Genomic DNA, 26,530 nt, shown 5'->3' on the forward strand with positions numbered 1-26,530 from the left:
TTATGAAGTATTATTTTATTTTATTGATTTTATTGTTCGAAGTAATCAGTGGATTTTCTCAAAGCACCTATTCTTTGAATGCCATAAATATCGGAATGATCAGGAATTCAGACAGCGGTGATATCAGAACTGATGGACAAGTATATTTTAGATTAAAGCGAGGAACCAATTACAAGTATTTTGTGGAAGGAGTGGATTTCACAAAATATTCTTTGATAGTGAATAATAAAGATACAGTACTGCTGGGAAAAAATTCAAATAATTTTACTTTTCCTGCTTTGCCAGGATTTACTGCACAGGATCTTGCGACTTTGATTAAGGAATTTGGCTTGAAAATTGTTAGTCCTGTGGATAATAGAGAATCATCAACAAGGGAATCCCTAGCTCTAATTGAAAAAGAGGTACCTAATCCCTGTAAACCCAGTAAATGTGATGATAAAGTTGGGAGGAAGATAGATACATTTTTAAGTCTTTATGGAAGAGTCAGAGGTAGTACATTAGAAGACTTGGCAGAATTAAATATGAAAATGATCAGTTGGATGGAGCAGGTTACGAAGGCTAAATATTTGTTAAATTCAAGTAGTGAGCTGAGTTCCAGAGTAGATAGTATTTTCTATAATTTTATAACTAAAGTACGACAAAGAAGGCTGGATTTATATGGTCTATTAGATTCGGTAAATTTATACAAATGTCAACCTTGTATTGTGTCGGAATGTGTTAAGGGTAAGGACACACTCTTGAGATCCAATATAAATGTACTCGCGAAGCAATTGGACGAATTGGGTAAATTTGTGAATTTAGATAGTTTGGCCAAGTATATGGACATGGAACAATTGGCCAGAAATAGCCGACCGGAATCTTATTACAGCCTACCTCAATATTTTAATGGAGAAGCTAAAGAGATTCATATTGACTTGGTGCCGAGAGAACCCTTCTATGGTCCAAAATATTCTACGTTGATTAGGATTGAAGAAAAGGGTAAACCCTATTTTGGCTACAGTTCGGGGTTATTTAAGTCACTTTTGGAGAATCATAATTTCACTTCTATTCAAGACACGATACAAAAGATGACCTACTTAACCCAGGAAGGAAATTCATCTTTATTCGGTATTAATGCATTGGTTCATATCGGGTGGTATATTAACCAATCGGATGTAAGTTTTCATTTGGGTTTGGGTCCTACACTCAGCTTGGCCAAACCCATTAATCCCGGACTTTTTATTGGTGGAGGTTTGGGTATTGGTCGCAAAGATAAATTAATGATTAATTTAGGTTTACATACCTCCATTATTCGACAAAAATCCAATATATTTGAATTTGATCCTGTTATAAACAAATATAAATTTGACGGGATTACAGAGGAGGTATATGTTAGTAAGGTTCGGACGAATCTAGCTTTTAGTATAGGGTATTTATTTTATTAATCTAATTTTAAATATTTAAAAATCAAACGAATGGAACAATTTCAATTTTATGGCAAACCAGCTTTAGAGATAAGGTACTTTGATCTTTATCCAAGTGATTGTACCCAATATCAGACTGGGACATATGATCCAGCACATTTTATGGAGATGCAAAGTCAAGGTGCAGTGTCCACTAAAAGTGTGTTGGCTAAATATAAACAAAATGGAATATGTACACATATTTATATTGGTGTGGACCAATCTGGTGCTGATATGACAAACTCTACCAATAAAGTTGCAGCACCTTGTCCGCCCTACTGCCCTCCTGGTGAAGTTATCGAAACGACTAATTAGTTTTCTTAAAAGTATGGAAAAATGATTGCAATTAGTATTAATGAACTCAAAAGTGAATTACCATATTTTGAAATTGATTCTAGCAACTTTCCTTCGTATCAGAATGGTAATGTTTACTTTAATGTGCTAAGATTTATAGAAGAAAATGAATATCTATTTCTAGAAGATGGAAAACTTAACTATAACTATTTCATTTTTCTTTCCTTGATGTTCGGTCTATTGGAAAATTTTGAGGCAGCAAAAATATTTTTAAGGATTGCAAAAAAGGGAATTAGCGCTTCAGAATTTATTCATCCTTTCAATTATTTTATGGAAGAGTTAAGTTATTATCAAGATTTAACAAGGGAGAATTATTTGATTGGCAGTAAAAGAAATTGTAGAGTATTTTATTATTCTGCTTCAGATCTTCAAGTAGACAAGTTATGGTTATATACCAATTATATTAATTATTCTAATGAAAAAGTGAGTATTAATTTTGAATTTATTTCAGCAATTGGAGTTTTTAAAAATATACCTATTTCTCGTTTCAGTGAAGTATTTGTTATCTTATATGCGCATTCAGCTTCTAAAGTGGATGGTGAATTGTTATACTTAAAAGTTAATGGAAAGAATATCCCAATTGATGAGGTGGTATCTGAGTTAACTGTAAACGTAAATGGAAAATACAAATGTGTTATGCTTTACAATTGTGGATCGAATGAAAGTAAGATCTATAATTTATTTAAAAATCATTTTGAATATGTAGTTACTTCAGCAGATCTATTTGAAGTTGAAAATCTAATGCTTTATAATTATTTGTTTTTTTCCTATTATCGATTGAATGGATGTGTAAAAAAATCTAATGAGATAGCTATGTTCTATACTAATTCACTCTTTTCAGTAAAGTCGATTTTTGACATGAAGATCTCATATAAAAATGGGATTGTTTCAACTAGTGAGAACAAAGGACTTTTGAGATTAATTTTAAAATGATTTTATCTTATGTTGTAGTTTGAAGTTCATTTAATAAGTTAATGAGATCTATTCCAATTTTATTAATGGTATTGAGCTTTAATGTGATAATATTTTGTCAAATCCCTGTGCAGTCTACAAATTTATTCATTTATAAATGCGAGAGTAGTAGGATATTCGTTTCTTCATTGAATGGAATATTTATTAAGCTTGGAAATTTAGATTTGACTTCTGATCATAAAATTTTAATCTTCTAGGATCGAATATACAATCTACATTTTTTCCGGATGAATTGCATCGCGTCTGGTTCTCGACCTATCAGGCCCTGCATGTGTACATTCCGGAGCTTGATGATTTTGAATATGAGCAGGTGACATCATGGAACGGAGATACCATTAAAAGTGATTACAAAGTAATTGCACTGGAGGGAGTGGATTTATATTTCAAAGCAGGTGATGAATTTTTCTTGTACGATGTTTGTTTGAGGCAGGTGATTAGGAGGTGGTCAGCTTCTGTAAGGGATGGTCATGATGCCATTTTGCAAAATGTAGAGCAGGGTAAACGATTGTATTATTCTATTGCTGACACCTTGTATTGGATGGATTTAAATTCGGGTGATGGTCAAATTAAGTATGCACCCCTTGAAAGCAGGGTTGGATTTATTTTAGGAAGTAGTGATTCGACGGTTTATTTGGGGATGAATGATGGAAAACTTATTCAGTGGAATACAACATTGAATCGAAAGGTGGCGGAACGAAAAATAACCGATCAGAATATAGGAGGGATGTGTAAGTGGGGAGATCACCAGATCATTATTTCAGACAGAGTTCAATTGATTTATTATGATGTTTTATTGGACAGCATCATGAACAAGCATTATGTGTATGGTTCATTGAACAAGGAGAAGGCTTTGGAAAATTTGCTCTTACCTTATGTTGACCCAGATTCCATTCTTTGGATTGGTTCCGATGGGTATGGGGTGATTTCTCATAGTCTTAAACCACCGAAGTTTAAATGGATCAATCGGGGAAATGAACGATTTAATGTAGTTGGAATTTTTGATCATGGTAGGGATGAAATTTTATCTGTAAGCAGAAATGCAGAGGTAGGCATTTATTCTCTTCAAACTGAATCATGGAAATCTTATTATAAACCAAAGGATCCTGCGTTGACATCCAGCTTTATTAAAGCTTCGCTGGCCTTATCAAAAGATCGGATACTTATGGCCGATTGGGATTATTTAATTTCGTTTGATGTTGAGACAAAAAAATATCTTAGACTGACCTGTTCTTCCGATCAAAGCTTGAATGGATTTATTGTATTAAAATACGGTCCTGACCATAGAATATTTACCCTTGCATCCAATGTTGGTTTAGTCGAATTATTTATTAATGGCTCCAAATATTCCTGGAAGCCTGTGGATGGTATAACAATGGGTTCTAAGCCATTTACCTATTTTGATCTAGACAGTTTCGGAAATATTTATCTGGGCCATAACGATGAATCCATTTTATTTTATAAATACAACGGAGGGGGTAAGTACCACTTGCAGCATGAGTTTCCCATTCCCGGAGGGGTTAAAGATGTAGTAGAATCTACTCAGAACGGACACATTTGGCTTGTGAATGACCAGGGACTTTATGATTTGGATGTCAGAAATAATTTATTTGCGGCCATGCAAGATCAAAGTAAATCCTTGCATCAGGTACTTTATTGTGTGATGCCGGATACTGCAGGTTATCTGTGGATGAGCAGCAATTCCGGAATTTTAAGATTTTCACTTTTGGATAGCAGTTTGCATTATTTTAAAGAAAAGGATGGGATCCAAAATTTTGAATACAATTCTTTCTCTTATCTGAAATCCGGTTCCGGTAAATATTTTATGGGTGGCATTAGTGGAATAAATTTTTTTGATCCATATGCAGTTAGGCTTTCTACAAAAAAGGCAGTTGTTGATATTTACAGTTTTAAGATTAATGACGAGGAAACAAAGAAGTACGGAGCTTCCAATGTATTGCAGAAGCTGAAATTGCCGTATTCAGAGAATACGATTTCCTTTGAGTTTTTGGCCATTGATTACGATGATCCTCAAGCCACTCGTGTCAAGTACAAAATGGATGGTGTGGACGATGATTTTATTTTGGCAACCGACGTGAAGGGTTTTGCCAGGTATGCGAATTTGAAGCCGGGACCATACAAGTTTCAAATTATAGGCAGTAATGCAGATCAGGTTTGGAATAACGAAGCCAGGGTGATAGAACTTGAAATAGTTCCTCCTTTTTGGATGACCTGGTGGTTTAGGTATGGAATGATTTTTAGTATTTTGGGGATCAGCTTTTTGTTGATCCGGTTTTACTATCAAAGGCAAATTGAGAAGAGAGATCAGATATTACGCGAGCAAAGACTGATTATAGAAAAGCAGGAGGCTGTCGAAAATGAGCGCAACCGAATTGCCTCCGAGATGCATGATGATTTGGGATCAGGGTTGACGACCATCAGGTATCTTTCTGACCGTGCTTTGCGCAATGTGTCCAATGTAGATGAGCGTTCACACATCAAAAAAATTGCCGACCAAAGCAATTCCCTGGTTCGCAACATGAGTGAAATCATCTGGGCCATGAACAGTAGATTTGATACTTTAGAAAATCTCATGGCTTATATAAGAAGATATGCTTCAGAGTATCTGGAAGAATACAAAATCAAACTAGCTTGGCAGCAGGAGATGGATGAAGTCGCTGTGCGTATAAGTGGTGAAAAAAGAAGGAATGTGTTTTTGGTCATTAAGGAAGCCTTGCATAATGTTGTAAAGCATGCTTCTGCTAACCATGTGCATATTTCAATAACTGCCTACACAGATAAGGTGGAGATAGTCATCCAGGATGATGGCATTGGATTTAATACTGGATTAGTGAATGATCATGGAAATGGTCTGCACAACATGCAAAAGAGAATGAAGCAGATTGGTGGAGATTGCAGGTTCTTAAAGGAAGAAAAAGGAACAGGTATTGTTTTTACTTTTTATCCTGACCAGGGCATATCGTAAGCATCCGTTTTTAGCTAACAAAGGTTATATAATTTTAGTCTCGGAAATGGAGGACTTTTGTGGTCATCAATAAATTAGGTCACATGAAATTTACAACCATTTATCTTGACGGAAATTGTATAGAAGTTTACAATACACTCTTGGGGAAAGAGATCATAAAAGTAAATCAAAAGGTAGTAAGTGCCAGGTATAGTATCTTTGGTGGCTTACATAAATTTGAAGTGGATGGAGTTTCCTATGAAATGAGTTTTCATTTTACCGTTCATGGAATTGCTTTTGATTTGATAAGGAACGGTAAAGCGATTGTAGAATCAAATAAAGGAGGTTGTTTTGTAATTATAGGTTTGATTGTAATCAGTGTGCTGGTATTTAAACTTATCTTTGGTTAGAAAAAGTGCAGTTAATAATACCATGACAAAATGAAGATAGCCATTTTAGAAGATTTGCGGGAAGTAGCAGAAATGTTGAAAGAGGTATTTTCTGAGCAGGAAGATATGTCTTGCAAGCAGGTCTATTTTAATGCCGAAGATGCCATGCAGTTTTTGACAAAGAATCCGGTAGACATCCTAATCGTGGATATTGGATTGCCGAAGGCCAGTGGAATTGACGCCATCAATTATTTAAGTCAGTATTGTCCCGGGATGCAGTTTTGCATGTTTACCGTTTATGAAGATGACGAGAAAATATTTCGTTCCCTTCAGGCAGGGGCGAAGGGTTACATTTTGAAGGGTTCAGCTCCGGAGAAAATAATAGATGCCGTGAGGGAATTATACAAAGGTGGTTCTCCCATGAGTCCGAGTATCGCGAGGAGAATTCTGGATGTATTTCAGAAGCTGCCCATTACTCCAGTCCCTCAGAATTTACCGATCACAACCCGTGAAAAAGAATTGTTAGAGCATCTGGCCAAGGGATTGTTGTATAAGGAGATTGCCGATATTATGGGTATTACCACCGGCACAGTCAAGCAGCATATTCACAAGATCTATGAAAAGTTGCAGGTAAGCAACCGGACAGAGGCCATAAATAAATTGAATCAGCGATAATATTTATTTTATGAAATATATGATTAGAAAGTTCATTAGTGTTGTAAGCATTGGGTTTATTTTTTTGTTTTCCCATTCCATCCAGAGTCAGGAAATATTTTGGCAGAAAAGATACGGTGGCTCGGGCTTAGATAATGTAAATAAAATTATTCCAACAAAGGACAAAGGATATCTGGTCTTATCTTATTCTAATTCTGGAATATCCGGCGATAAGACTGAACCTTGTTTTGGAGATTATGACATTTGGTTGTTAAAATTTAATCAGCAAGATACACTGGAGTGGCAGAAGACAATTGGCGGGAACAAATCTGATAGTCCCGTTGGCGCATTTCAAATGGCGGATGAAGGATATTTGATATTGGCAAATTCTTCCTCCGGAATTTCCGGAAATAAGACAGTTGCAAGTAAAGGGGGAGATGATTTTTGGTTGATCAGAATAGACCGGACCGGAAATATAAGCTGGCAAAAATCAATTGGTGCAGACAGCACGGACAGTCCTAATATTTTTGTACGAACTAAAGATGGAAATTTTATTGCTTGTGGTACAAGTGCTTCCGGAATCTCGGGAGACAAAACAGAAAAATCAAGAGGAAGGTATGATTATTGGGTGGTAAAAATAGATCAGAACGCCAAAATTATATGGGAGAAGACTTTGGGAGGGAATCATGATGATACGGTAGATGGCGCGCTGGCATTATCTGATGGGTCATTCACCATTTCCGGAACTTCACTGTCACAAGTCAATGGTGATAAGACTGTACCACTCATTGGTAATGATGACATCTGGGTTTTGAATATAAGTTCTGGGGGCAAAATAAATTATCAGTTGGCCCTGGGGACTTCTATTGCGGACAGAGCCTCACGCGCTATGTTTGAAATTGGCGATGAACATTGGGTCTCCGGAAATATTGGCGTGAATTCAGGATCCAAACCTCAATTTGATGCATCAATTTACTTAGTGGATCAGAAAGGTAAGGGAAAAGATACGATCATTTTTCGAGCAAACAGGGACGATGCAATATCGTGGATGTCTTCCACTTATAATGGTGGAACAATGTCCGCAATTGTGAGTCTCTCCGATAAAGGTGGAATGAAAACAGACACCTCAAGAGGAGGTCGAGATATTTGGTTAGTGCGATTAGATAAAAATGGGAAGTTGGTTTGGGATAAAACATTTGGAGGAAATTTAGATGAATCTGCTGCATCATTTATTGAATATGAACCTGGACATTATTTAATAGCCTGCACCAGTTCTTCGCGCATTTCCGGAGATATTACGGTTGCCGGAAAAGGAGCAAATGATGTATTGATTATTAAAATCAAGGATCACACCGTTCCCAAATGTTGCTTATTAAGATGGTGGAACAAGATCTTTAATGGTTAAAATATTTTAGAGAACATTTTTATAGAAGCCCAGGAGGCCGGTATATCCGGCCTTTTTTATTTTATCTGGTTTATTGTTATGTTCAAGACTAACTAAAGTTATATTTTTTTGGTAATGATGGTGGATAATTTTGTGTGGTTATCAGTTATTAACCGTTAAAAAATTTATTCATGAAACATTTTTTACTTTTCGTTTTATTTTTATTAAATAGTTTAATTACTTCCTTTTTAGTTGCACAGGTAAGTCCTGAAGTGAATTGGGTGAAAGCTCTATATGGTTCAAAACGAGATAATGTATTTCAAGTTTTGCCGGCAACTGATGGAGGGAGTTACATATTAGGAAATTCAGATTCCTATGATGGAGATTTTAATTTTTGTACAAGTTGTAAAAAGGATGTACAAGGAATTGTAATAAAATTGGATGAAGAAGGAAAAATAAAATGGTCAAAATCTCCCATTATTTCTGATCTCTATGATGGATTTTGGTCTGCCGCAGTGGAGGTTAATGATGGACTTATAATAGCTGGATACAGTCGTGAACATTTTCCAGGAGTGGGTTCAACTGATTATTCGGTAGTTAAGTTAAACAAATTTGATGGTTCTTTGATTTGGCGAAAAAGTATTAAGGATTTTCCAAGTGACAATTTAAATGGAGCTGCTATTGTTAATACATCAGAGGGTTTTATACTTTTAGGATACAAATGGAGTGAATTGTTTCTCATCAGGTTGAGTCAGCAAGGTGATGAAATTGCACGCAGGGTTATTTCAAATTCTTATATGAATGATAACTTCACCGGGCGGCCTAATGTGCATAATTTTATACAGAAGACAAGTGATAATAATTTCCTCATACTGGGTTGCACACCCATGGACGAAAAGGGTTGCTTTTGGGGTGAAGGAACAGACAAGTTCAATGTTAAGTTGACAAAAATTGGTCTGAATCTGAACACCATTTGGGAAAAAAATTATGGAGGCCCCACATCTGATTCTCCAAGAGATATGGTTTTAACTCCAAATGGGGAAATTATTATTTTAGGTTCATCCTGTGGTGAGGATGGAGAGCAAAAAGGTCCCTTTGGAGTAAATCATTATAAATGGTTACTCAAATTGAATTCCAGTGGAAATTTTATTGCAGTTGAAAAAATAGATAAATATTCATTTACAGGAGCCACCACCACTTTTGGAATTGGATTGAGTTGTGATAATAAGCTGCTATTATCTGGAAATGCCTGGTCGTCTATTGTCTTTTATCCATTTGTAGAGAAAAGAGAGCTGGACATGAAAAGTTTTCTTTGGTTTAGTACTGTTGATCTTGATTTTAGTGATTTTCCAATGAATGATGTGACCAGTGATTTTGCCGGAAATACGATTGCGTGGGGAAGTGGTTCAAGTCTTTATGAAGAGGATAACGATATTCATGTTGTCAAGTTAAAAAGTGAATGTGGATCCAGCGGTAGATGTCAAAATGCCATTCCTATCCAATGTGGTCAAACATTGTCCGGAACAACAGTAGGCGTGGCTTCTACTTTCAGTAAAACTGATTATACTTCTTGTCATAATACTAATTCTCCATTCGATGGAGGAGATGTCGTGTATGAATTTGAAATGAATAATGGAACGGGAAATCTGGATATCAGTTTGATCAGCAACACTGACCTTGATGTGTTTCTATATAACCGATGTGATGCCACAGGATTGAATTGCATTGCCAAGAGTATTTATCCAACCAGACCTTCAGGTGGAAATGCAGAATTAATCAGGTATTATGATTTACCCAATGGCACTTACTACATAGTCGTGGATGGAGCCAGAACAAGTAATAATGGAATTTTTGAAATTACACTGACCTGTGGCGTATTAAATTGCCTGAATGCTAAAGCATTGACTTGTAATCAAGCGCTGAATGAAAGTAATTCTGATGGAATTAATAATGCAAGCTCTTACTGTGGTATAAAAAATACTGCGGGATCTTTGAATGGTTTTGCAGGAAGAGGAAAAGAAAAAGTTTATCAATTCACCATCAATCAGGCACAAACTGTAAAGGTAGATTTGACCGGAATGTCCTCCGGTTCTGATTTTGATTTGTATGTACTTTCAGATTGCGATCCGGATAAATGTGTGGCCTCCAGTTTCAATTCAGGTACCCAAAATGAAACAGTCAGTCCTATGCTGGGTCCGGGAGTATATTATGCAGTGGTTGAATCGTATTATGATAAAGTAGGTAGTTATACCATCAAGGCCAGTTGCACGACGGGTGGTGGTACCATTCCGCGTCCGCGAATTGTTTTACCAATGGGTTTGGTGGGAGAGACTGGTCAGGAATTAAAATATCCGATTACTGCAAGTAATTTTAGAAATATGGCGGCAATGGAATTTTCAGTATTGGTGGACGACCCCAGTATTTTAAATATAATTGGTGTCGAAGGCAAGGCCATTACACCGGCTTATAATTTAGTATCCAGTTCAAACATTGGTTTAAGTTGGTTTTCTTCCAATATGCCCACTGTCACTGTGCCGGATGGAGAAGTATTATTTAATTTAATTTTAAAAATCAAAGCTACTTCCGGCAGCACTGTGATTTCCATTACCGATAAGCCAACGGTCCCATATGGGCTGGCGAATAATAATGGGGTCTTACAAACGGTTAGCCTGGAAATAGGAGATGGACTTGTGACAGTGAATGAAAGCTTGGTACAATTATGCGGAGAGGTAACCAAAGAAGATGGCAGTGCAATTACCGGTGTTACTCTGGACTTGTCAGGATCAAAAATTGAAAGTGGGGTAAATCAAGTTTCCGGAAATTATTGTTTTGCCAGTTTGCCAAAAGGAGGTTCGTTTTCTATCAAACCTAAGAAGAATACCAATTATAGAAATGGATTGAATGGCAGGGATCTTTACTTAATGCAGAGACATATTTTGGGTGAAAAAATAATTTCTCCTTATCGTATTATCGCAGGAGATTATAACGGTGACAATCTGATCAATGGTCGTGATTTGTATCTGACGCAAAGATTAATATTAGGTGATTCCACCACTTTGCCAATCGGTTCCTGGAGATTTATTCCGAAGTCCTATAAATTTACGGATTACACCAATCCATTTCTTGGAAATCTGAGTGAAAAGATTGATTTAAACAACCTTGGGCAATCGGCCATAGGGCAAGACTTTATTGGGGTTAAAGTAGGTGATGTGGACAATACATCTACGTTCAGTCAAGATGAATTAAACAGTCGCAGTGGAGCTCCTTTAAAATTAAGTCTTTCAAAGCACAAGGCCCAGCCAAATTCGTTGGTCACTTTAAGTCTGAGCGCATCCGGCTTTCAAAATATTACATCCATGGATTATTCCTTGCAATGGGATACCACTGTAATCAAGTTTCTTAATTTTGAAGCTCCGGCCAATAATCCTTTGGGATTGAGTGCAGGAAATTTTGAAGCGACTACCAGTCCCGGAAAATTGATTTCTACGTGGTTTGATCTGGGTACCGGAAAGAGCGTTAATGATGGGACAGTCATTGCAAAATTTGTATTTCAAGTGAAGGGAAATATCGGACGGAGTACACCCATTCAATTTGTAAATTCTCCGGTACCATTGTTGGTTTATGACCGGTCAGGTAAAATACAGGTTGATACAGCTACAGGTAGAGTAGAAATTGCAAATGTAAATTCCACTGATTCAAAAGTTGCAGATCAGGTAAACATTTACCCAAATCCTGTACAAGATGAAATTATAATAGATTTTATAGACGGTTATGTTCATACCCAAGCAGTTAAGATGTATGATTTGAATGGAAGGGAGGTCAACGTTCATGTTAAAAAGGAAGGAAGAAAAATAGTTGTGGATGTCCGAGATATTTGCAATGGAATGTATCTTCTTAGATTAGAACAAAATGGCAGGAACATTCTGAAGAAAGTATTTATTCAGCATTAAAATTGTTTTGATATAGATTTTTAATCAGGTAGTGTATGAACCATGCTGCCTGAATTTTTATTTGTTCAATTGGGAAAATAAAATTTTACCGGTACTATTTTTAAGAATATTTGTACAGTGATTTAAAATTTATTTGTTTATATATTTTAAATACATAATTGGATAATGGAAGTTGGTGTGTATTTGAGAATTGAATTCATTGCTGAATTTGACTTCAATAATTTTTTTAATTTAAAGATAAAAGGTAAGGAACGGAATTTCGTTAGATAAAAATTTTTCATGTCTGAAATAAATATTGGATAGATTTCCTCTGAATTATAAATTAAATTTCCTATTTTTCAAATTACACAACTGGAAGACAGGTCCTTAACCAAAGTTATATTTACATTGATTTAGATTGATTTCATATTTGTGTAAAAATCAACTTATGAAAAATCTTTACTTTTATTTTATTCTTTTATTTTGTTTTCATTTTTTTGCAGCCGGACAAACAACTATTTTGCATCCGGTCAGTGGATCAGTTTCTTTAACTTTGAATCCAGGCACTTATCTTTATTATGATAATGGAGGATCGGGAGGAAATTATGCAAATAATATAAACAATTCAGAAATTTTATTGAATCCCAGGGCAGGATCAAGAATATTTTATTCATTTGAAGATTACAAAGTGGAGGCAGATGGCAATCCATGTTTTGATTATTTAACTATTTCTTACATCCCGTGTGGAGGGTTTTCATTTACCGAAGATTTGTGTAGTCCAAATTTGGGTTGGGCCGGAACACTTTGCTCAGGGGAATCTTTAAGATTTAGATTTTTTTCAGATCCCAGTATTGTTGAAAGAGGTTGGCGCGTAAGAATAACTGTAGAAGAAAAGACACCTGCAAGAGTTATTTGTGATCAAGGAGGAGAAGTAGGAGGTCCTTGCAGCAGAGATGCAAGTTCGACATTTGATTGTAATTTACAAAATTCACAATTTGTCAATTTCGCTTGTCCTGGGCCATGTTCAGCCGGCACTATTGATATTTATCCTGGATGTTCAGGAACCGTATTTTCAGGAACTGAATTGATTTGGGAAGTAGAGGTAAATGATGAAAGTGATTTAACATTTAATACACCATGTGCAGATCATATGTTTTTAATTGCTCCAGGATGTGGATGTCTTTCCAAAGCCACTAAACTGGGAAATGATTTTAAATTTACAAGGGTTCAACCAGGTGTTTATTATGTGGTTGTGGAATATGATTGCTTGAAGTCCTGTGCATCTTTGGTTCAATTAAAATGTAAAAAGTATTGTCCGGTAGTTTATGAAGATTGTGATATAGCTGGTCCGATAAGTTTTGATTATACTGGAAATGGTATATCACTCACTTATAGGTTTACCACTACATATACTATTGCGCCCGGGGAACAATGGATGGTGAGAGATTTAACAGGCAGAGTAATCACCAATACAGGTGGGTCAAGTTCGCAGTTTAACTATACCTTTCCTGGGGCCGGAGATTATGAAGTATGTTTTCCATATTTGGATGGAAATGGATGTGTGGTTTTTTGTTGTTTCAGAATTTGTGTAGTCATGCCATTTTTCTGTACTTATATTCAACCAAGATATGATCCTGCCGGAAATTATTTCTCTTTTACGCTGCCGGAAGATGTAGGAGGTTCCAATATTGAAGAGTGGAGAATTGGAGACAATCTAAGCAATACCAAAGTATTTGACAAAAAGAAGTATCCTTTGCCACCAAATTGGAATTGCAGAGACCAGGTTATCTGCTGTAAATTTTATGACCCACACCGGAGATGCTGGGTATTCTGTTGCAGGAAATTGTGGTTTTGCAATCCATTTCTGTGCGGTGATATTATTTACAGGTATGATCCGATCCAACGAAAATTTGATTTTTCATTAAAGGATGCGCAGGCAAAGAATTACAGTTCTTTTGAATGGGTGATAGATTCTACACAAGAACTTTCATTGGGAAAAACTTCTTCGGTACAATGGTATCCACCTCTGGGATTTGACTGTAGGTATTATACCATTTCAGTAAGGTATTTTGATCCAGCTTGTGGATGTTGGCGAATTTGTTGTCGGCGCGTTTATTTATGTGACCCCTTTCAATGCAATGGTATAATTGTTGGGCTTATGCCTAGTTCTGATAAATTCAAATTTGATTTTGTTGGAAATATGGATGCTTCAATTCCTGTGCAATGGAGTATAGATGAAACCGGTGAGGAGATTGGTACCACTAAAAGTATTGTTTATGCTCCGCCGGTAAATATTTTTTGCAGGGTATATACCATTAGTTTTAGATATTGGGATGGCTTTGGTTGGAGATTGTGCTGCACGCGGGTTTATTTGTGTGATCATCGAAGGTGTGCGAATTTAATCAATACCAGCTACAGCGGAAACAAACTTACTTTGAGTACGGATGTGAATTTTCAACAAGTAAGCTGGTATTTTAATAAAAGTAATACCCCAACTCCGGCTGTTCTGCAAGTTAGCCCGGGGACTTACACTTTTGATTTGTTGTATTTTGATCCATCTGATATTGCATGGCATCGTTGCAGGAAAGATAATTCCCCGGTCGCTGTAGCAGATCAATATAAATCTAATTATTTGGTTTATCCTAACCCTGCAAAAGATGAATTAATCGTAAGTTTTCCGGAAGGAATTAAAGATTTGATGAATGTACAAATTCTTGATCTGGGTGGAAAAGAGCATATTGTGAAGAAGACAAGGAATGAGGATAAGTTTGTTTTGGATGTTAAGGATATTCCTAATGGTATATATTTAGTAAAGATTGTTAGTGGAGGCAGCTCGAAAGTATTCAAGCAAATGATCCAACATGAATAAATAATTTGTTTGAATAAAATTTTCTTCTCAAGGCAATGAATTTAATTCATTGCCTTATTTTATTATATAAAATTTATCCTATGCAATTTTACAGATGTAATCAGTTTAAATAGGGTTAAGTCTTAATTTGAGAATTATTGCAAGGTCTTGTATGGTTTGTTTAGGTATATAATAATTTGGTTCAAAATTATTTGGAACATTTAGGAGTACATGAAGGCGAAAAATAAATTGATCGATACAGCATGTTTTATTCACTTCTTAAAGAGAACTTAAAATTTTTAATTGGTTAGACTTTTATAACTATACAATCCATCGGCAGTTATTCCGGACCCAATCATTTAATTCGTACAGTTCATCAGCTAATTGCGTGTATTCGTAAAAAATATGTAGCTACCCTGTCATGGCCAAATACCTTTGATCCCGGTTAAGGACTATTTCTATTTTAATAATCAAATTCAATTAAATTCTCATGAAAAGAAATTTACTCAAATTTTTTATTCTGATCCCATTGCTCGCATGTTTCAAGCTGATGGGACAAGGATGTGTTGCCATCCGCAGTACGGGTTCTAGTTGTGGATTGCAATCAAACAGTACGCAACCTAATGATGGATGGCAGTTTAATGCCTCCTATAGGAATTTCAAATCTTTCCGTCATTTCAGAGGAAAAGAGGAAGAGGAAGAAAGGGTTGCCAATGGTTCAGATGTAAGAAATTACACCAACAATTTTGATCTCTCTTTAACTAAGTTTTTAGGAGATCGATGGTCGATAAGTATGTTTTTGCCATTTCAGTCCACTTCCAGATCATCACTTTATGAGCATGATGGGAAGACCAGACATTTTACTTCTGCAACCGGAATGGGAGATGTAAGATTTACAGTGGGCGCATGGTTATTTAAGCCATCCAGCAAAGGCAATCTCCAGGTAGGTCTCGGTTTAAAATTACCTACCGGTGATTACAATTATCAGGACTATTTCTACAAGAATGACACTACCTATTCTTTTGGACCGGTAGATCAATCTATCCAGTTGGGTGATGGAGGAACAGGAGTTTCATTTGAGCTCAATGGATTTTTTAACATTGTCAGATCACTTGGGGTGTATGGTAATTTTTATTACTTGTCTAATCCACGTGAACAAAACGGCGTATCTACAACAAGAGGAGGAACAGCAAGTGCCACTGCCATTAAATACAAAACTAATACGATGAGTGTTGCAGATCAATATTTGATCCGTGGTGGAGTGAATTACAACCTTAAGAATTTTGCAATTACAGCAGGCGTAAGAATGGAATGTGTTCCAAGTGAAGACCTGATTGGTGGAAGCAATGGTTTCAGAAGACCCGGATATGTCATCGCTGCAGAACCTACGATATCTTATCAGATCAAATCATTGAATATTTTTGCTGCAGTGCCATTTGCTTTAGAGCGCAACAGAGTACAAAGTTATTCCGACAAATTAAGATCGGCTGACACCGGAACAAAAGTGGTTGGAGACGCAGCATTTGCAGATTATTCTGTGAGTGTAGGAATATCTTACCGATTCGGTAATAAAATGCACGTTAGCATGTAATCATAATTTAAGATACGTTTTGCATTTTAAGGATTTTAAAAATGGGTTAATACCAGACTTACTTACTAAATGCCAGCCTTAGTCCCTCATCCGGGCTAAGGCTTTTTTTATTTAATCATAAAATTGTCATTAGAATTCTATTTCAAGCCAAAATAGCTTTAAATGCAAGCCTCTTCTCGAAATTCGTGCTCAATGAAATATGACTTCAACTCCGCGCGAATTTCTTGCGAGGAGTCTTGCCTTTGTTGCTCTTTTGACTCTCACTACGAACTCTAATGACAAATTTGGGTTAATTTCATCTCGATAAAAGTTTTCTACATGATGAAATTTGCATTCTAAATTTTATAAATTTGGTATTCAACTTTATTTCTTAAAATAACAAATTTATCAGTTCCATTGCATGTGAAATGGACAATCAACCCATTTGCACATTCCAGAATGCTCTAAGCTAATTGCTTATAAGCTTAAACTTAATTTCCTGGCAATTTTATATCTCGGTGTGTATGGGTATATTGTTCTGTAAATTTTCTTCAAATGCGTAGAATTTGTTTGGTACTGCTTTTAATCACCGTAATGTTATGAGCTGAGAAGCATGACCGAACGATCTCTGCTTCAGCTGAGTATCGTGCGACAGCACGATAAGTAAGGGAACCGCGAAAGCGGTTGTACGTAGACTTTGATTGGTACTACTATTAATCATAGTAATGTTATGAGCTATGAAGTATCAAACAACCTTGTCCATTAATTTTAATAAAATAATATTATTAACTATAAACAAAAATAATTAGCTTTGAATTAAGTTGAAACACCATATAGTGAAATGTTCAAATAGCTTTGCCGACATATACATATTGTTTTTGAGAGCGGTTATCGATGAAAAGGCACAAGTAACTAAAATTATTAAAATTCATTAGTAATGAAAAGAGTGTATATATTATTAACCATTATTTCGATTTTATCTTGCGAAAAAAACAGCATTTTTGATAACGATGGCTTCTATGGAGAGGGAAAGGCAAGGCTTGATGAGGTAGAATGGAAAGGCAGTACCGGTATTTTTAAAGCAAAAAAATATTGCTTTCCAGATACCTGTGTGGCTATCTTAGTCGAGGGTTACAATAAAGCTAGATCAGTGCGCAGCAAAATTTTAATTGATCAAGTTTTCTTGAAAACTGGGAAATTCTATTTTAATCCTATTTATCCAACATACCTCGATACTTTGTACAATTTTTCATATCAAGAATTCAAAGGTGATGCTGTTTTAGAGAATTATAGTATTATTGAGGCTGATTCGAACAATTATGTTGAAATCAAAGAACTTAATATGAAAACCGGCGATGTCAGGGGAAGTTTTCAAGCCAGAGTGATTTCAAATTCAGGGTGGCCTTCAAATGGATCTATTCCTGATACCATTGACATTACAAACGGAAGTTTTTATGGAAAAATTAATTGGAAGTAATTGTTTTTACATTAATTGATGATAACTAAGAATCTACGGAGATAGATGCCATCTAAATGTTCTTAACTATGGATTCTTACCAAAGGTAATTTTTAAGATCTGATCTTTTGGTTTGTTCAATTGCAGTTGCTTCGCAGATACTATTTCGTTTCCGGTAAAGGTAAATTCAGACTATTTTAATGAATATAAATTCTATTAAAAGAAAGATCTAAGGAATTTCATAAGTGATAGAGGTAACAATTTATGGAAAAGAGAATTCTCTAAATACACCAAATATGATTAACTCCTTCCCTATTGGTCAGCCATCATAAAGCTTAATTGTTATGAGCGATTAACTGGCAATAGAGTGAAACTATTTTCTAACACAATTTAAATAAAACTTAAATTAATTGTAGTTTTCAAAGGAACCCAAGGAGAATTATTTATTTAAGGCATTGCTTGCAAGGAAAGTACTTGAGCCAATTAGAAATATAATATAAAAGTTGAATTTGGAAGTTATGTAAACATGGTAAATCTAACTTGAAAGGTAAAGGTTAATCGACAAATTTCAAGATAGAAACACCAAAAGTATACATAGACTTTGTTTGTTACTTCTTTTAATCAACGTAATGTTTGAAGCTGGGATGCATGACTGAACGATCTGTGCTTAGGCAGGGTATCGTACGACAGCACGATAAGTGAGGGACTTGTTCGCCTTCAGGAGGAACCTTTCCTGACTGCGTCGGCAGGCAGGCGCGAAAGCGACTAAAGGATTTATTAGACAATGAGAAATGACTATTGGATACAAAGTAAGGACCTGAGTTAATACTTGCGTTTTAATAGGTACTGCTTTTAATCACCGTACGGGCTAAGGCTTTTTCATTTAATTTCATCTTGATAAAAATTTTTTACATGATGATATTTGTGTTCCAATTTTTATAAAATTGGTATTCTATTTTATTTCTTAACATAACAAATTTATCAGTTCCATTGCATGTGAAATGGACAATCATCCCATTTGGCCATTCCAGAATGCTCTAAGCTAATTGCTTATAAGTTTAAACTTAATTTCCTGGCAATTTTATACCTTAGCGCCGATGTGAATATTGTTCCATAAATTAGATCTACATTTTAAAGAAATATAATCGTGCACGCAGGAAATTCATATAAATTTAAAGAATTTATTCTTTGGACCCGAAGGAACATTTACAGTTTGTTGGTGATCGGTATCATTCCAACATTTTTGTATCAGTACATGGGTTTTAAGTGGGTAGCCATTCCATGGACGGTGGTGGCTTTGTTGGGAACAGCCACTGCATTTATTGTGGGGTTTAAGAATACACAGACTTACAGCAGGACCTGGGAGGCAAGACAGATATGGGGTTCGATTTTAAATTCCAGCAGATCCTGGGGCCTTTGGTGCAGGGATTTTATTGAAGACGATAAGACCAGCAGCAAATTGTTGATTTATCGTCATTTTGCCTGGTTGACGGCTTTGCGTTATCAGATGAGGGACAGCAGGATTTGGGAAACTACAACCAAACCATACAATGCGGAATTTATGAATTTTTATTCCATTCCGGAAAGAACCATTCCATTGGAAGATGAATTAAAAAAATATTTAGATGAGCATGAATTAAAATATATTCTCAACACCAAAAATAGGGCTGTGCAAATTATTGGTTTGCAGTCTGCAACGCTGAAAGAATTATATGAATTGAAGAAGATTGACCAATTACAATTTGTAGAAATGGAAAAATTGCTCAAGGAATTTTATGATCATCAGGGACGGAGTGAGAGAATAAAGAATTTTCCCTATCCAAGACAATTTGCTACCATCAATGCATTCTTTGTTAAATTATTTTGCTTGTTGTTGCCTTTTGGAATGCTCATTGAGTTTGATAAATTAAATCTTGCCATGGAGGGCATGATGAAAGGTCATATGGTTTGGTTGGTTATTCCGTTCAGTGTTTTGATTTCCTGGGTGTACACCTCGCTTGAACAGGTAGGAGAGAGTACAGAGAATCCATTTGAAGGCAGTGCAAACGATGTCCCCATTTCACAAATGAGTCGTACTATTGAAATAGATTTAAGAGAAATGCTGGGAGAAACTGATTTGCCTCCGGCAATGACTGCAACCAATAATATTATTTTATAATTTAAGTACATGAAGAAACGAGAGAAATTAGCCATCATTCGTAAGATTTACCCTCACGCCATGACCACCATTGACAGCGTGAATATGCTCATTGATTTTGTTGAAAATGAATTGGATCTGGAGCCCAGACAAATCATGATTGCAGACAGCATTTGCAGCGATGATGTCAACAGCATACAATATCCGGCAAGGACGCAAGAATTTTTAGGACCGTTTAAAATGGGAGGCCTCGATGGATTTCCATTTACTGGACTTACCGGGATGGCAGCATTTGCCGGTCATGTACCGGACGAGGGCGGTGTTTTTATTTATTATGGACCGCATATAGGTATCACCAAAAGTGGAGCGATCGGTGAGATTCACCGCTTTGGCCAGACAAATAATACCGGCTGTTGTGGTGCTGCAAAAGGGGCTTTGAGAAAATTGATGAATCAAGAAATTACGCCTGATAAAGTTACAGAAATGGATTATCAAATGAATACCATTGAACAAATTTTATTTCAGAAAAAGGAGAGGATTTTAACCTCAGAGATTCCATTGTACGAAGCCACGGAAGTTATATATGAAGCCATTGATCAACGTATCAACGAGTTGGTTGCTGCCACCAAATACAATTGTAAATACGTTATTTTGATGGGTGCTATTCTGATTAACAGCGACAGCGACATGGGATCTTTTACTACAGCCAAGAGATTTGATGTAATCAATTTGGATACAGGAGAAAGAAAGAATTTATTGGATCATTTTTTAATTCAGTAAATTTTAAAGAAAATTAAAATTCAGATCCAATCTATTCCTGATTGATTAAATTATTTTATTTCATCTGTGCTGCATTTTTCCATGAGCGAGTTGAATTCCGGTAACTCATGTATGCTTTTAAAATCTTCATCTTCCGAAATGGAATTCATGTCTTCGAATTTCTTTTTGCAGGCTAGCTGAAGTTGTTGAATAGCGTCTTGGTTGTGACCTGTCAATGCATAGATTCTGGCTATTTCAAAGTGTGGATCAGGATATTCCGGGTCTAATTTAATCACTTGTTTGAAACAATAGATCGCCTGTGCATCTAGGCCTTCCACCATGGAGTACAGAAAACCAAGGTCTTCCCAGGTAAAGTCATCTTCCGGATCTAGTCTGAGGATATTAAGATAGTATTCTTCTGCTTTTGGATAATTATCGATTTCAAAATAAATGGATGCCAGTTCGTACATGGCATCTGTATGATCGGGATCTTTCAGGATTACCTCCTCTAAAACTTTAATGGCCTCTTTGGTATACCCTTGTTGGTGTAATGCGAGTCCATAGCCGAATGCTGCGTCCAGGTCTTGCTGAGAATATTTTTCAAATTGTTTGGTTGCCTGTTCTAAATTACCGGATTTCAATTCCACAAAAGCTTCTGCTACTTCATTATTTTCTATTTTTTCTGTCATGTCCCTGGACCCCAATCCCATCCTTTTGTCCTTAGGTCTGGTAGTGGTTTTCTGCATGGAATTGATTTTTGGTTTGAGCGGTTTAGAACTGCTTTGCGCGTTCAGTGCAGAGGTGAAAAATAGGAAGGTCAGAAAAAGCGAAAAAAATATTTTCATTTTTGGTAATTGAATTTTGAAAAATTTGTTTTCAAATTTTGATTTAATTATTAAGTGTGCGAATATAAGATTTTATATTTGGGTGAGATGGGTTATCCGGCAATGTAGGTAAAGATTTTATTATTTTTTGTCGGAAATCTGTATTCAGATATTTTTTGAAATCGACAGTAAGTACATTAATAAATTCTTCCAAATCATTTTTTTTAACTGCATCAAATAAATCCTCCATACTTAAATCAAAATTTTCCTCAGCACTTTCCTGATCATAACCAAGTTCGTCCATCCATTTTAAATAAATATTTAGAGTCCTATCTTCTTCTTCATTGGATATGTTTTCATCGTCTATCCATGCAGTGTATAACATCAGGATGGGTAATTCTTCTAATGCCAATTCAACACCTTCGTCAATGTCGTATTGCGTTTCCCAAGTCGAATTGTATTCATTGGTTGCGATATCATCCACAGGGACTTGTTCATAATTGCTGCCACCCACATCCGGAACGCTGATGTTTAGTTTGGCATAGGTGCATTCATTCTGATATTTACCACTTCCTTCTGAATACATTTTCTCTGAATTTTTTACAATCAGGAATTGAGGCTTTTGATCAGATTTTTTTTCCTTCACCTCATTGCTGGCTTTTCTTAATATACTGGCCCAGGAGGTAGGCTGGTTAGAATTTCTAAATCCAAAATTCATCACATCAATCAATTCATTGATGTAGTAACTGCCTTCTTCGTCATTGGTATAGGCGAATTGGCCGGGCAATGAAGCTGAGGTCAGAATATGTCCCCTAAACTTAGTCAATAATTCAAGATTTCTAAGATCATTATGATCCGGAGTGGATTGTTCTTTTTTATCTAATCCTTCGTGTTTGTTTTTTGATTCTTGTTGCCCAAATTCCGTATTGCAGCTGTTGCCGATGGTAATGGACATCCTGGGATTTATGGCGATGAGGGCATGATGAATCCAGTCGAGTGGCACACCACAAGTTGCAAGTGCTGAGCCGGACCCTGAAAGATCTGCATGGCAATAATATAGGAAGGGCCACAATACATTGTCGTCTTCCTTGCGGAATCCGTGTCCGGAATAAATAAATACGACGGCATCGTCTGATCCGCAGCTGAATTGTTGGAAAAATGAAAAAACGGAGTTTTTGTCAAAATTCAACTGGTGAAGTTGGAATTCCATGCCTGCATATTCGGCAATATCCTTAAAAAATTCAGTGGTATGATCATAATCTTTTTGACAGCCCGGAAGTATATCCTGGTTTATATTGTCGAAACTCTGTATGAGGTGGAGGTTTTTTTGGCTAAAAATGTGGGTGGGAAATACATTAACGATCAGTGCAACAAGTATAGGAAAAAACAATCTTGACATAAACGGTCTTTGAGGTAAAGTTAAATGATTATTCCGGTTCACAATCTCAGCAATAGTTATTTCGAGCCTCCCGTCTTGAAATTTATAGATTGTTTAACAAGTACCAGTTTTGAACCACTTTTAGGACTGTCCTAATGCAGGGCGTTTTTTGAATGATTGAAATATCAGGCCAAATTAAAAATGCTATGATCTTATGCCATCGCAGTTTAAAACTGCGGCGAACAATGGGGACAACCCTGCTTATTACGAGCTTCTTAACTTGAAATTTACGCAGACTTTTTTTGGTACTGCTTTTAATCACCGTAATGTTTGACGCTGGGAAGCATGACTGAACGATCTCTGCTTCAGCAGAGTATCGTGCGACAGCACGATAAGAGAAGGAACCGCGAAAGCGGCTAACGTACACTATATTAGATTCTGCTTTTAATCACCGTAATGTTTGACGCTGGGAAGCATGACTGAACGATCTCTGCTTCAGCAGAGTATCGTGCGACAGCACGATAAGAGAAGGAACCGCGAAAGCGGCTAACGTACACTATATTAGATTCTGGTTTTAATCACCGTAATGTTTGACGCTGGGAAGTATGACTGAACGATCTCTGCTTCAGCAGAGTATCGTGCGACAGCACGATAAGAGAAGGAACCGCGAAAGCGGCTAACGTAGACGAACAATTGGGAACAATTTTCAAATTTTCAAATTTTCAAATTTTCAAATTCTCTAATTTCCCCTAGCATTGTTTAGAACTGCGACGAACAATAGGGGACGATTGTTATTCCGGAAAATACTTTTTATACAATTCCTTATAGCGTGTTGTATTTAAAAGTTCACCGAGTTTATCTTCTGATCGGATCATATCCATCAGGTATGGTGATTTGGATAGTTTTATTTTTTTAAAACAGAGCGTAAAATGCTCCAGGGCCTTTGGTTTATTTCCTATCATGTGGTAGTATAACCCAAAAAGATATTGCGCATCGGCACTGGTCGGATATAAATTGAAGTAAGTCTGAAATAATTGCAGAACTTGTTGGTGCTCATTCTCCTCTAGAAGTTCTAATCCGCGGTTGCGGACTAGTTCCGTTTTTATCTTCTGGGGTAAGGGTGATCGTTTAAGAAGAGTTGAAATTTTTTTCCATTGCTGCTGATAAAGAAAAATCAATCCCGCATAGGCACTTTGATTTAATGAATCAGCCCTTATGGCATATTTCATATTTTCTTCTGCACCGATAAGATTTCCACGACTGTAATAGTGAATACCCAGATTTGTATAAGCTGCGGAATAATCAATTTTGAATTTGATCGCTTGTTTGTAATTTAACTCAGCGGAATCCGGTTCTTGGATAAGATCGTAGAGGTTGGCTAATTCAAAATATGCTTCCGGATATCCGGCATCTATTTTCAAAGATTGCCGATATTGATTTTCGGCTTCTCTAAATCTGCTGGTGTCTGTTTCAGTAAGCAATAATCCAAGATAAAGATGGTAGTCCTTATAATTTGTGTTCAGTTCCAAAGCTCTGCGATAAGAAAATTCAGCAGAGTCGATTTGATTTAATTCTTTGTAGAGATTGCCAAGATTCATATAGGCTGAGGAGAAATCAGGTTTATAGTGGATGGCCATTTGATATAATCTCACAGCTGTTGTAAGGCTATCTTCATTAGCATAAATTTCTCTTGTTGCAGATGCCAGATTATTGTATGGTATAGCCCATGTGGGGGACCATTCGATCGCCTTTTTTAAATGTGTCAAAGCTTTTTGGTAATCTTGTAATTCCAAAGACAGAAGACCTAATTCATTATGAATGTATGCGGCTTTATCTTCCAACGCCAATGCAGAGTCTTGTTTGCTTCTTGATTTTTCCAATAGTTTTTTGGAATTTACTTGTTGGCCTTTCATTCTGAGCACCAATCCATCAAAATACAATTGTTTGGCTTTAGTTTGCCTGTAACGAGAATCTCCCGGCCCCATTATCTCCATTGCCTTACTTAGATATTCCGCAAGATGCACATATTTGTCATCGGCATTTTCTCTAAGTTCTAATTCTTTGGGATCGGTATTCAGATAGGATACAATGGCTTGCTGAACAGGATCTGTTAAAGCAACGATCATCTTTTCATTTAAGATTCCACGAACTCCATAGAATGCACTATCTGAATAAATAGACTTATACCATTTTAAGGCACAATTGTCTACCGGTTTGATAAGATGGGAATTCTCAATGGATTCTATAAATTTTTGATAATTGTTGCGCCCCTCTGAGGTAGCAAGATGTACAAGCACGGAATTGATGATGCCTTTATTTAATTCTTCAAATACCTCTGGATTTTTTCCGGTAGTATTTATTACTGCAGCCGGGAAAAGAGATTCTTGTTTTTTTCCACCGAAAATATCCGGGTGTTGCGCCTTTCCTGAAGCCAGATGCACTTTTTCCTGGAGGTAGCTTTCCAGTTCGTAGAGATCCACTTCTCTGATGGTATCCTTATTCGCCTCACCCTCCAGGCCTTTGAGCAGGTAATACGAAAAGAGACCTCTTCCATTTCCCCATCGTTGATGTTCCAATGAACTTTCATATGGTTGGCAGGACATAATTTTTACCTCACTGGAGAATCTTTTCATCAGTTCCATGGCTGTAGCTTCTTTGCCACCGATACGATCACCGGCAAGCGCACCCGAATGGCAGGCATCCAGGATAACAACCACCTTAACCTGGGATCGGGTCAATCGACCTATAATGGAATCGTTCAGATAGTCAATGTCCAGTCCATTCAGGGTATAATTATTTTTTGGGGTGTCGTGTGCGAGCAAGTAACCTTTTTCACGATTGCTTTTTGTCTCTACATCTCCATGACCGGAAAAGTAAATAATGGCCTTGTCATCCTTTTGACAGCTTGTGATGAGCCAGTTCAGAATGGACTGAATGCCTGCAAGGGTGGCATTAGAATCGACAATGACTTTAAGTTGGTCATTACCCAGTCCGCCCCCCCGAGGATCTTGCAGGAACTCGGCAAAAATATTAGCATCTCTGTGTGCATACCTAAGGTCCAGAATTCCCGGGTCCATGTAGTTAGAGACGCCAACTATTGCTGCATAGGTCTTTCCTGATGGGGAATTTTTCAATTCTTCCTCCACGGGTACGGCGCCCTTGGTCATGGGGGCTTGAATCTGTGCCGACAAGTTCAGACCATTGCAGAGCAATAACAGGGACAGATAAAGTCGCCAGTGCAATGGAATAGTTAGAAAATATGAAAAATACAAGATTGTTGATTACCCAGGATATGACCTGATGAGTTTGGGACAAAAATAAGGCCAATTGTTTTAACAGCTTACATACATCCACGAGTAAAGGATTAAGTTTGCTGCAGAATCAAAGTTGTGATTTTGATACAGATTTAAAAATTCGGTTATTAGCAAAGAATGAAAGCCCAATTAACAAATTTAATATTTCAGATTAAGCG

16 protein-coding genes are annotated in these 26,530 nt (G+C 36.5%); 13 read left to right on the forward strand and 3 right to left on the reverse strand.

What is annotated here, in order from left to right:
* Positions 1–2: 2 nt before the first annotated feature.
* The 13 genes from IPJ83_03515 (at position 3) to IPJ83_03575 (ending at position 20,877) form a co-directional block, all read left to right on the forward strand.
* Complete coding sequence (locus IPJ83_03515; GenBank protein MBK7879617.1) at positions 3–1,424, forward strand: hypothetical protein; 1,422 nt, start codon at positions 3–5, stop codon at positions 1,422–1,424.
* A gap of 30 nt (positions 1,425–1,454) precedes the next feature.
* Positions 1,455–1,757 (forward strand): hypothetical protein, encoded by a 303-nt coding sequence (locus tag IPJ83_03520; GenBank protein ID MBK7879618.1) that lies wholly within the window; start codon positions 1,455–1,457, stop codon positions 1,755–1,757.
* Between the two features lie 21 nt (positions 1,758–1,778).
* Positions 1,779–2,729, forward strand: a complete 951-nt coding sequence (locus tag IPJ83_03525) for a hypothetical protein (GenBank protein MBK7879619.1) — start codon at positions 1,779–1,781, stop codon at positions 2,727–2,729.
* Positions 2,730–3,000: 271 nt separating this feature from the next.
* Positions 3,001–5,751: an ATP-binding protein gene (locus IPJ83_03530; GenBank protein ID MBK7879620.1), complete on the forward strand. Its 2,751-nt coding sequence runs from the start codon at positions 3,001–3,003 to the stop codon at positions 5,749–5,751.
* Between the two features lie 83 nt (positions 5,752–5,834).
* The gene (locus IPJ83_03535; GenBank protein ID MBK7879621.1) at positions 5,835–6,140 is read left to right on the forward strand and encodes a hypothetical protein; all 306 of its coding nucleotides are present in this window, start codon (positions 5,835–5,837) and stop codon (positions 6,138–6,140) included.
* 30 nt (positions 6,141–6,170) lie between these two features.
* Complete coding sequence (locus IPJ83_03540; GenBank protein MBK7879622.1) at positions 6,171–6,794, forward strand: response regulator transcription factor; 624 nt, start codon at positions 6,171–6,173, stop codon at positions 6,792–6,794.
* A 10-nt stretch (positions 6,795–6,804) separates the two neighbouring features.
* Complete coding sequence (locus IPJ83_03545; GenBank protein ID MBK7879623.1) at positions 6,805–8,178, forward strand: hypothetical protein; 1,374 nt, start codon at positions 6,805–6,807, stop codon at positions 8,176–8,178.
* Positions 8,179–8,348: 170 nt separating this feature from the next.
* Positions 8,349–12,107 (forward strand): pre-peptidase C-terminal domain-containing protein, encoded by a 3,759-nt coding sequence (locus IPJ83_03550; protein MBK7879624.1) that lies wholly within the window; start codon positions 8,349–8,351, stop codon positions 12,105–12,107.
* Between the two features lie 427 nt (positions 12,108–12,534).
* Positions 12,535–14,955, forward strand: coding sequence for a T9SS type A sorting domain-containing protein (locus tag IPJ83_03555; GenBank protein MBK7879625.1), 2,421 nt, complete (start codon positions 12,535–12,537; stop codon positions 14,953–14,955).
* 469 nt (positions 14,956–15,424) lie between these two features.
* Positions 15,425–16,525 (forward strand): hypothetical protein, encoded by a 1,101-nt coding sequence (locus tag IPJ83_03560; protein ID MBK7879626.1) that lies wholly within the window; start codon positions 15,425–15,427, stop codon positions 16,523–16,525.
* Positions 16,526–17,441: 916 nt separating this feature from the next.
* Positions 17,442–17,981: a hypothetical protein gene (locus IPJ83_03565; GenBank protein ID MBK7879627.1), complete on the forward strand. Its 540-nt coding sequence runs from the start codon at positions 17,442–17,444 to the stop codon at positions 17,979–17,981.
* Between the two features lie 1,126 nt (positions 17,982–19,107).
* Positions 19,108–20,118, forward strand: coding sequence for a multidrug transporter (locus IPJ83_03570; GenBank protein ID MBK7879628.1), 1,011 nt, complete (start codon positions 19,108–19,110; stop codon positions 20,116–20,118).
* A gap of 9 nt (positions 20,119–20,127) precedes the next feature.
* A complete protein-coding gene (locus IPJ83_03575) occupies positions 20,128–20,877 on the forward strand; it encodes a hypothetical protein (protein ID MBK7879629.1) in 750 nt (249 codons plus the stop codon).
* A 50-nt stretch (positions 20,878–20,927) separates the two neighbouring features.
* Here IPJ83_03575 and IPJ83_03580 read toward each other — a convergent pair whose 3' ends face one another.
* The 3 genes from IPJ83_03580 to IPJ83_03590 form a co-directional block, all read right to left on the reverse strand.
* Positions 20,928–21,701: a tetratricopeptide repeat protein gene (locus IPJ83_03580; protein ID MBK7879630.1), complete on the reverse strand. Its 774-nt coding sequence runs from the start codon at positions 21,699–21,701 to the stop codon at positions 20,928–20,930.
* Between the two features lie 43 nt (positions 21,702–21,744).
* The gene (locus IPJ83_03585; protein MBK7879631.1) at positions 21,745–23,079 is read right to left on the reverse strand and encodes a caspase family protein; all 1,335 of its coding nucleotides are present in this window, start codon (positions 23,077–23,079) and stop codon (positions 21,745–21,747) included.
* A 770-nt stretch (positions 23,080–23,849) separates the two neighbouring features.
* Positions 23,850–26,225, reverse strand: coding sequence for a tetratricopeptide repeat protein (locus IPJ83_03590; GenBank protein MBK7879632.1), 2,376 nt, complete (start codon positions 26,223–26,225; stop codon positions 23,850–23,852).
* Between the last annotated feature and the right edge of the window lie 305 nt (positions 26,226–26,530).

Origin of the sequence: Candidatus Vicinibacter proximus, assembly GCA_016713905.1 — a bacterium.
Classification (GTDB): Bacteria; Bacteroidota; Bacteroidia; order Chitinophagales; family Saprospiraceae; genus Vicinibacter; species Vicinibacter proximus.

Excerpts from the sequence above, each read along its gene's own strand:
- IPJ83_03565 (MBK7879627.1), top strand. The coding sequence starts at position 17,442 with ATGAAAAGAGTGTATATATTATTAACCATTATTTCGATTTTATCTTGC.
- IPJ83_03560 (MBK7879626.1), top strand. The coding sequence starts at position 15,425 with ATGAAAAGAAATTTACTCAAATTTTTTATTCTGATCCCATTGCTCGCA.
- IPJ83_03535 (MBK7879621.1), top strand. The coding sequence starts at position 5,835 with ATGAAATTTACAACCATTTATCTTGACGGAAATTGTATAGAAGTTTAC.
- IPJ83_03515 (MBK7879617.1), top strand. The coding sequence starts at position 3 with ATGAAGTATTATTTTATTTTATTGATTTTATTGTTCGAAGTAATCAGT.
- IPJ83_03540 (MBK7879622.1), top strand. The coding sequence starts at position 6,171 with ATGAAGATAGCCATTTTAGAAGATTTGCGGGAAGTAGCAGAAATGTTG.
- IPJ83_03585 (MBK7879631.1), bottom strand. The coding sequence starts at position 23,079 with ATGTCAAGATTGTTTTTTCCTATACTTGTTGCACTGATCGTTAATGTA.
- IPJ83_03520 (MBK7879618.1), top strand. The coding sequence starts at position 1,455 with ATGGAACAATTTCAATTTTATGGCAAACCAGCTTTAGAGATAAGGTAC.
- IPJ83_03590 (MBK7879632.1), bottom strand. The coding sequence starts at position 26,225 with ATGACCAAGGGCGCCGTACCCGTGGAGGAAGAATTGAAAAATTCCCCA.
- IPJ83_03555 (MBK7879625.1), top strand. The coding sequence starts at position 12,535 with ATGAAAAATCTTTACTTTTATTTTATTCTTTTATTTTGTTTTCATTTT.
- IPJ83_03545 (MBK7879623.1), top strand. The coding sequence starts at position 6,805 with ATGAAATATATGATTAGAAAGTTCATTAGTGTTGTAAGCATTGGGTTT.
- IPJ83_03550 (MBK7879624.1), top strand. The coding sequence starts at position 8,349 with ATGAAACATTTTTTACTTTTCGTTTTATTTTTATTAAATAGTTTAATT.
- IPJ83_03575 (MBK7879629.1), top strand. The coding sequence starts at position 20,128 with ATGAAGAAACGAGAGAAATTAGCCATCATTCGTAAGATTTACCCTCAC.
- IPJ83_03525 (MBK7879619.1), top strand. The coding sequence starts at position 1,779 with ATGATTGCAATTAGTATTAATGAACTCAAAAGTGAATTACCATATTTT.
- IPJ83_03580 (MBK7879630.1), bottom strand. The coding sequence starts at position 21,701 with ATGAAAATATTTTTTTCGCTTTTTCTGACCTTCCTATTTTTCACCTCT.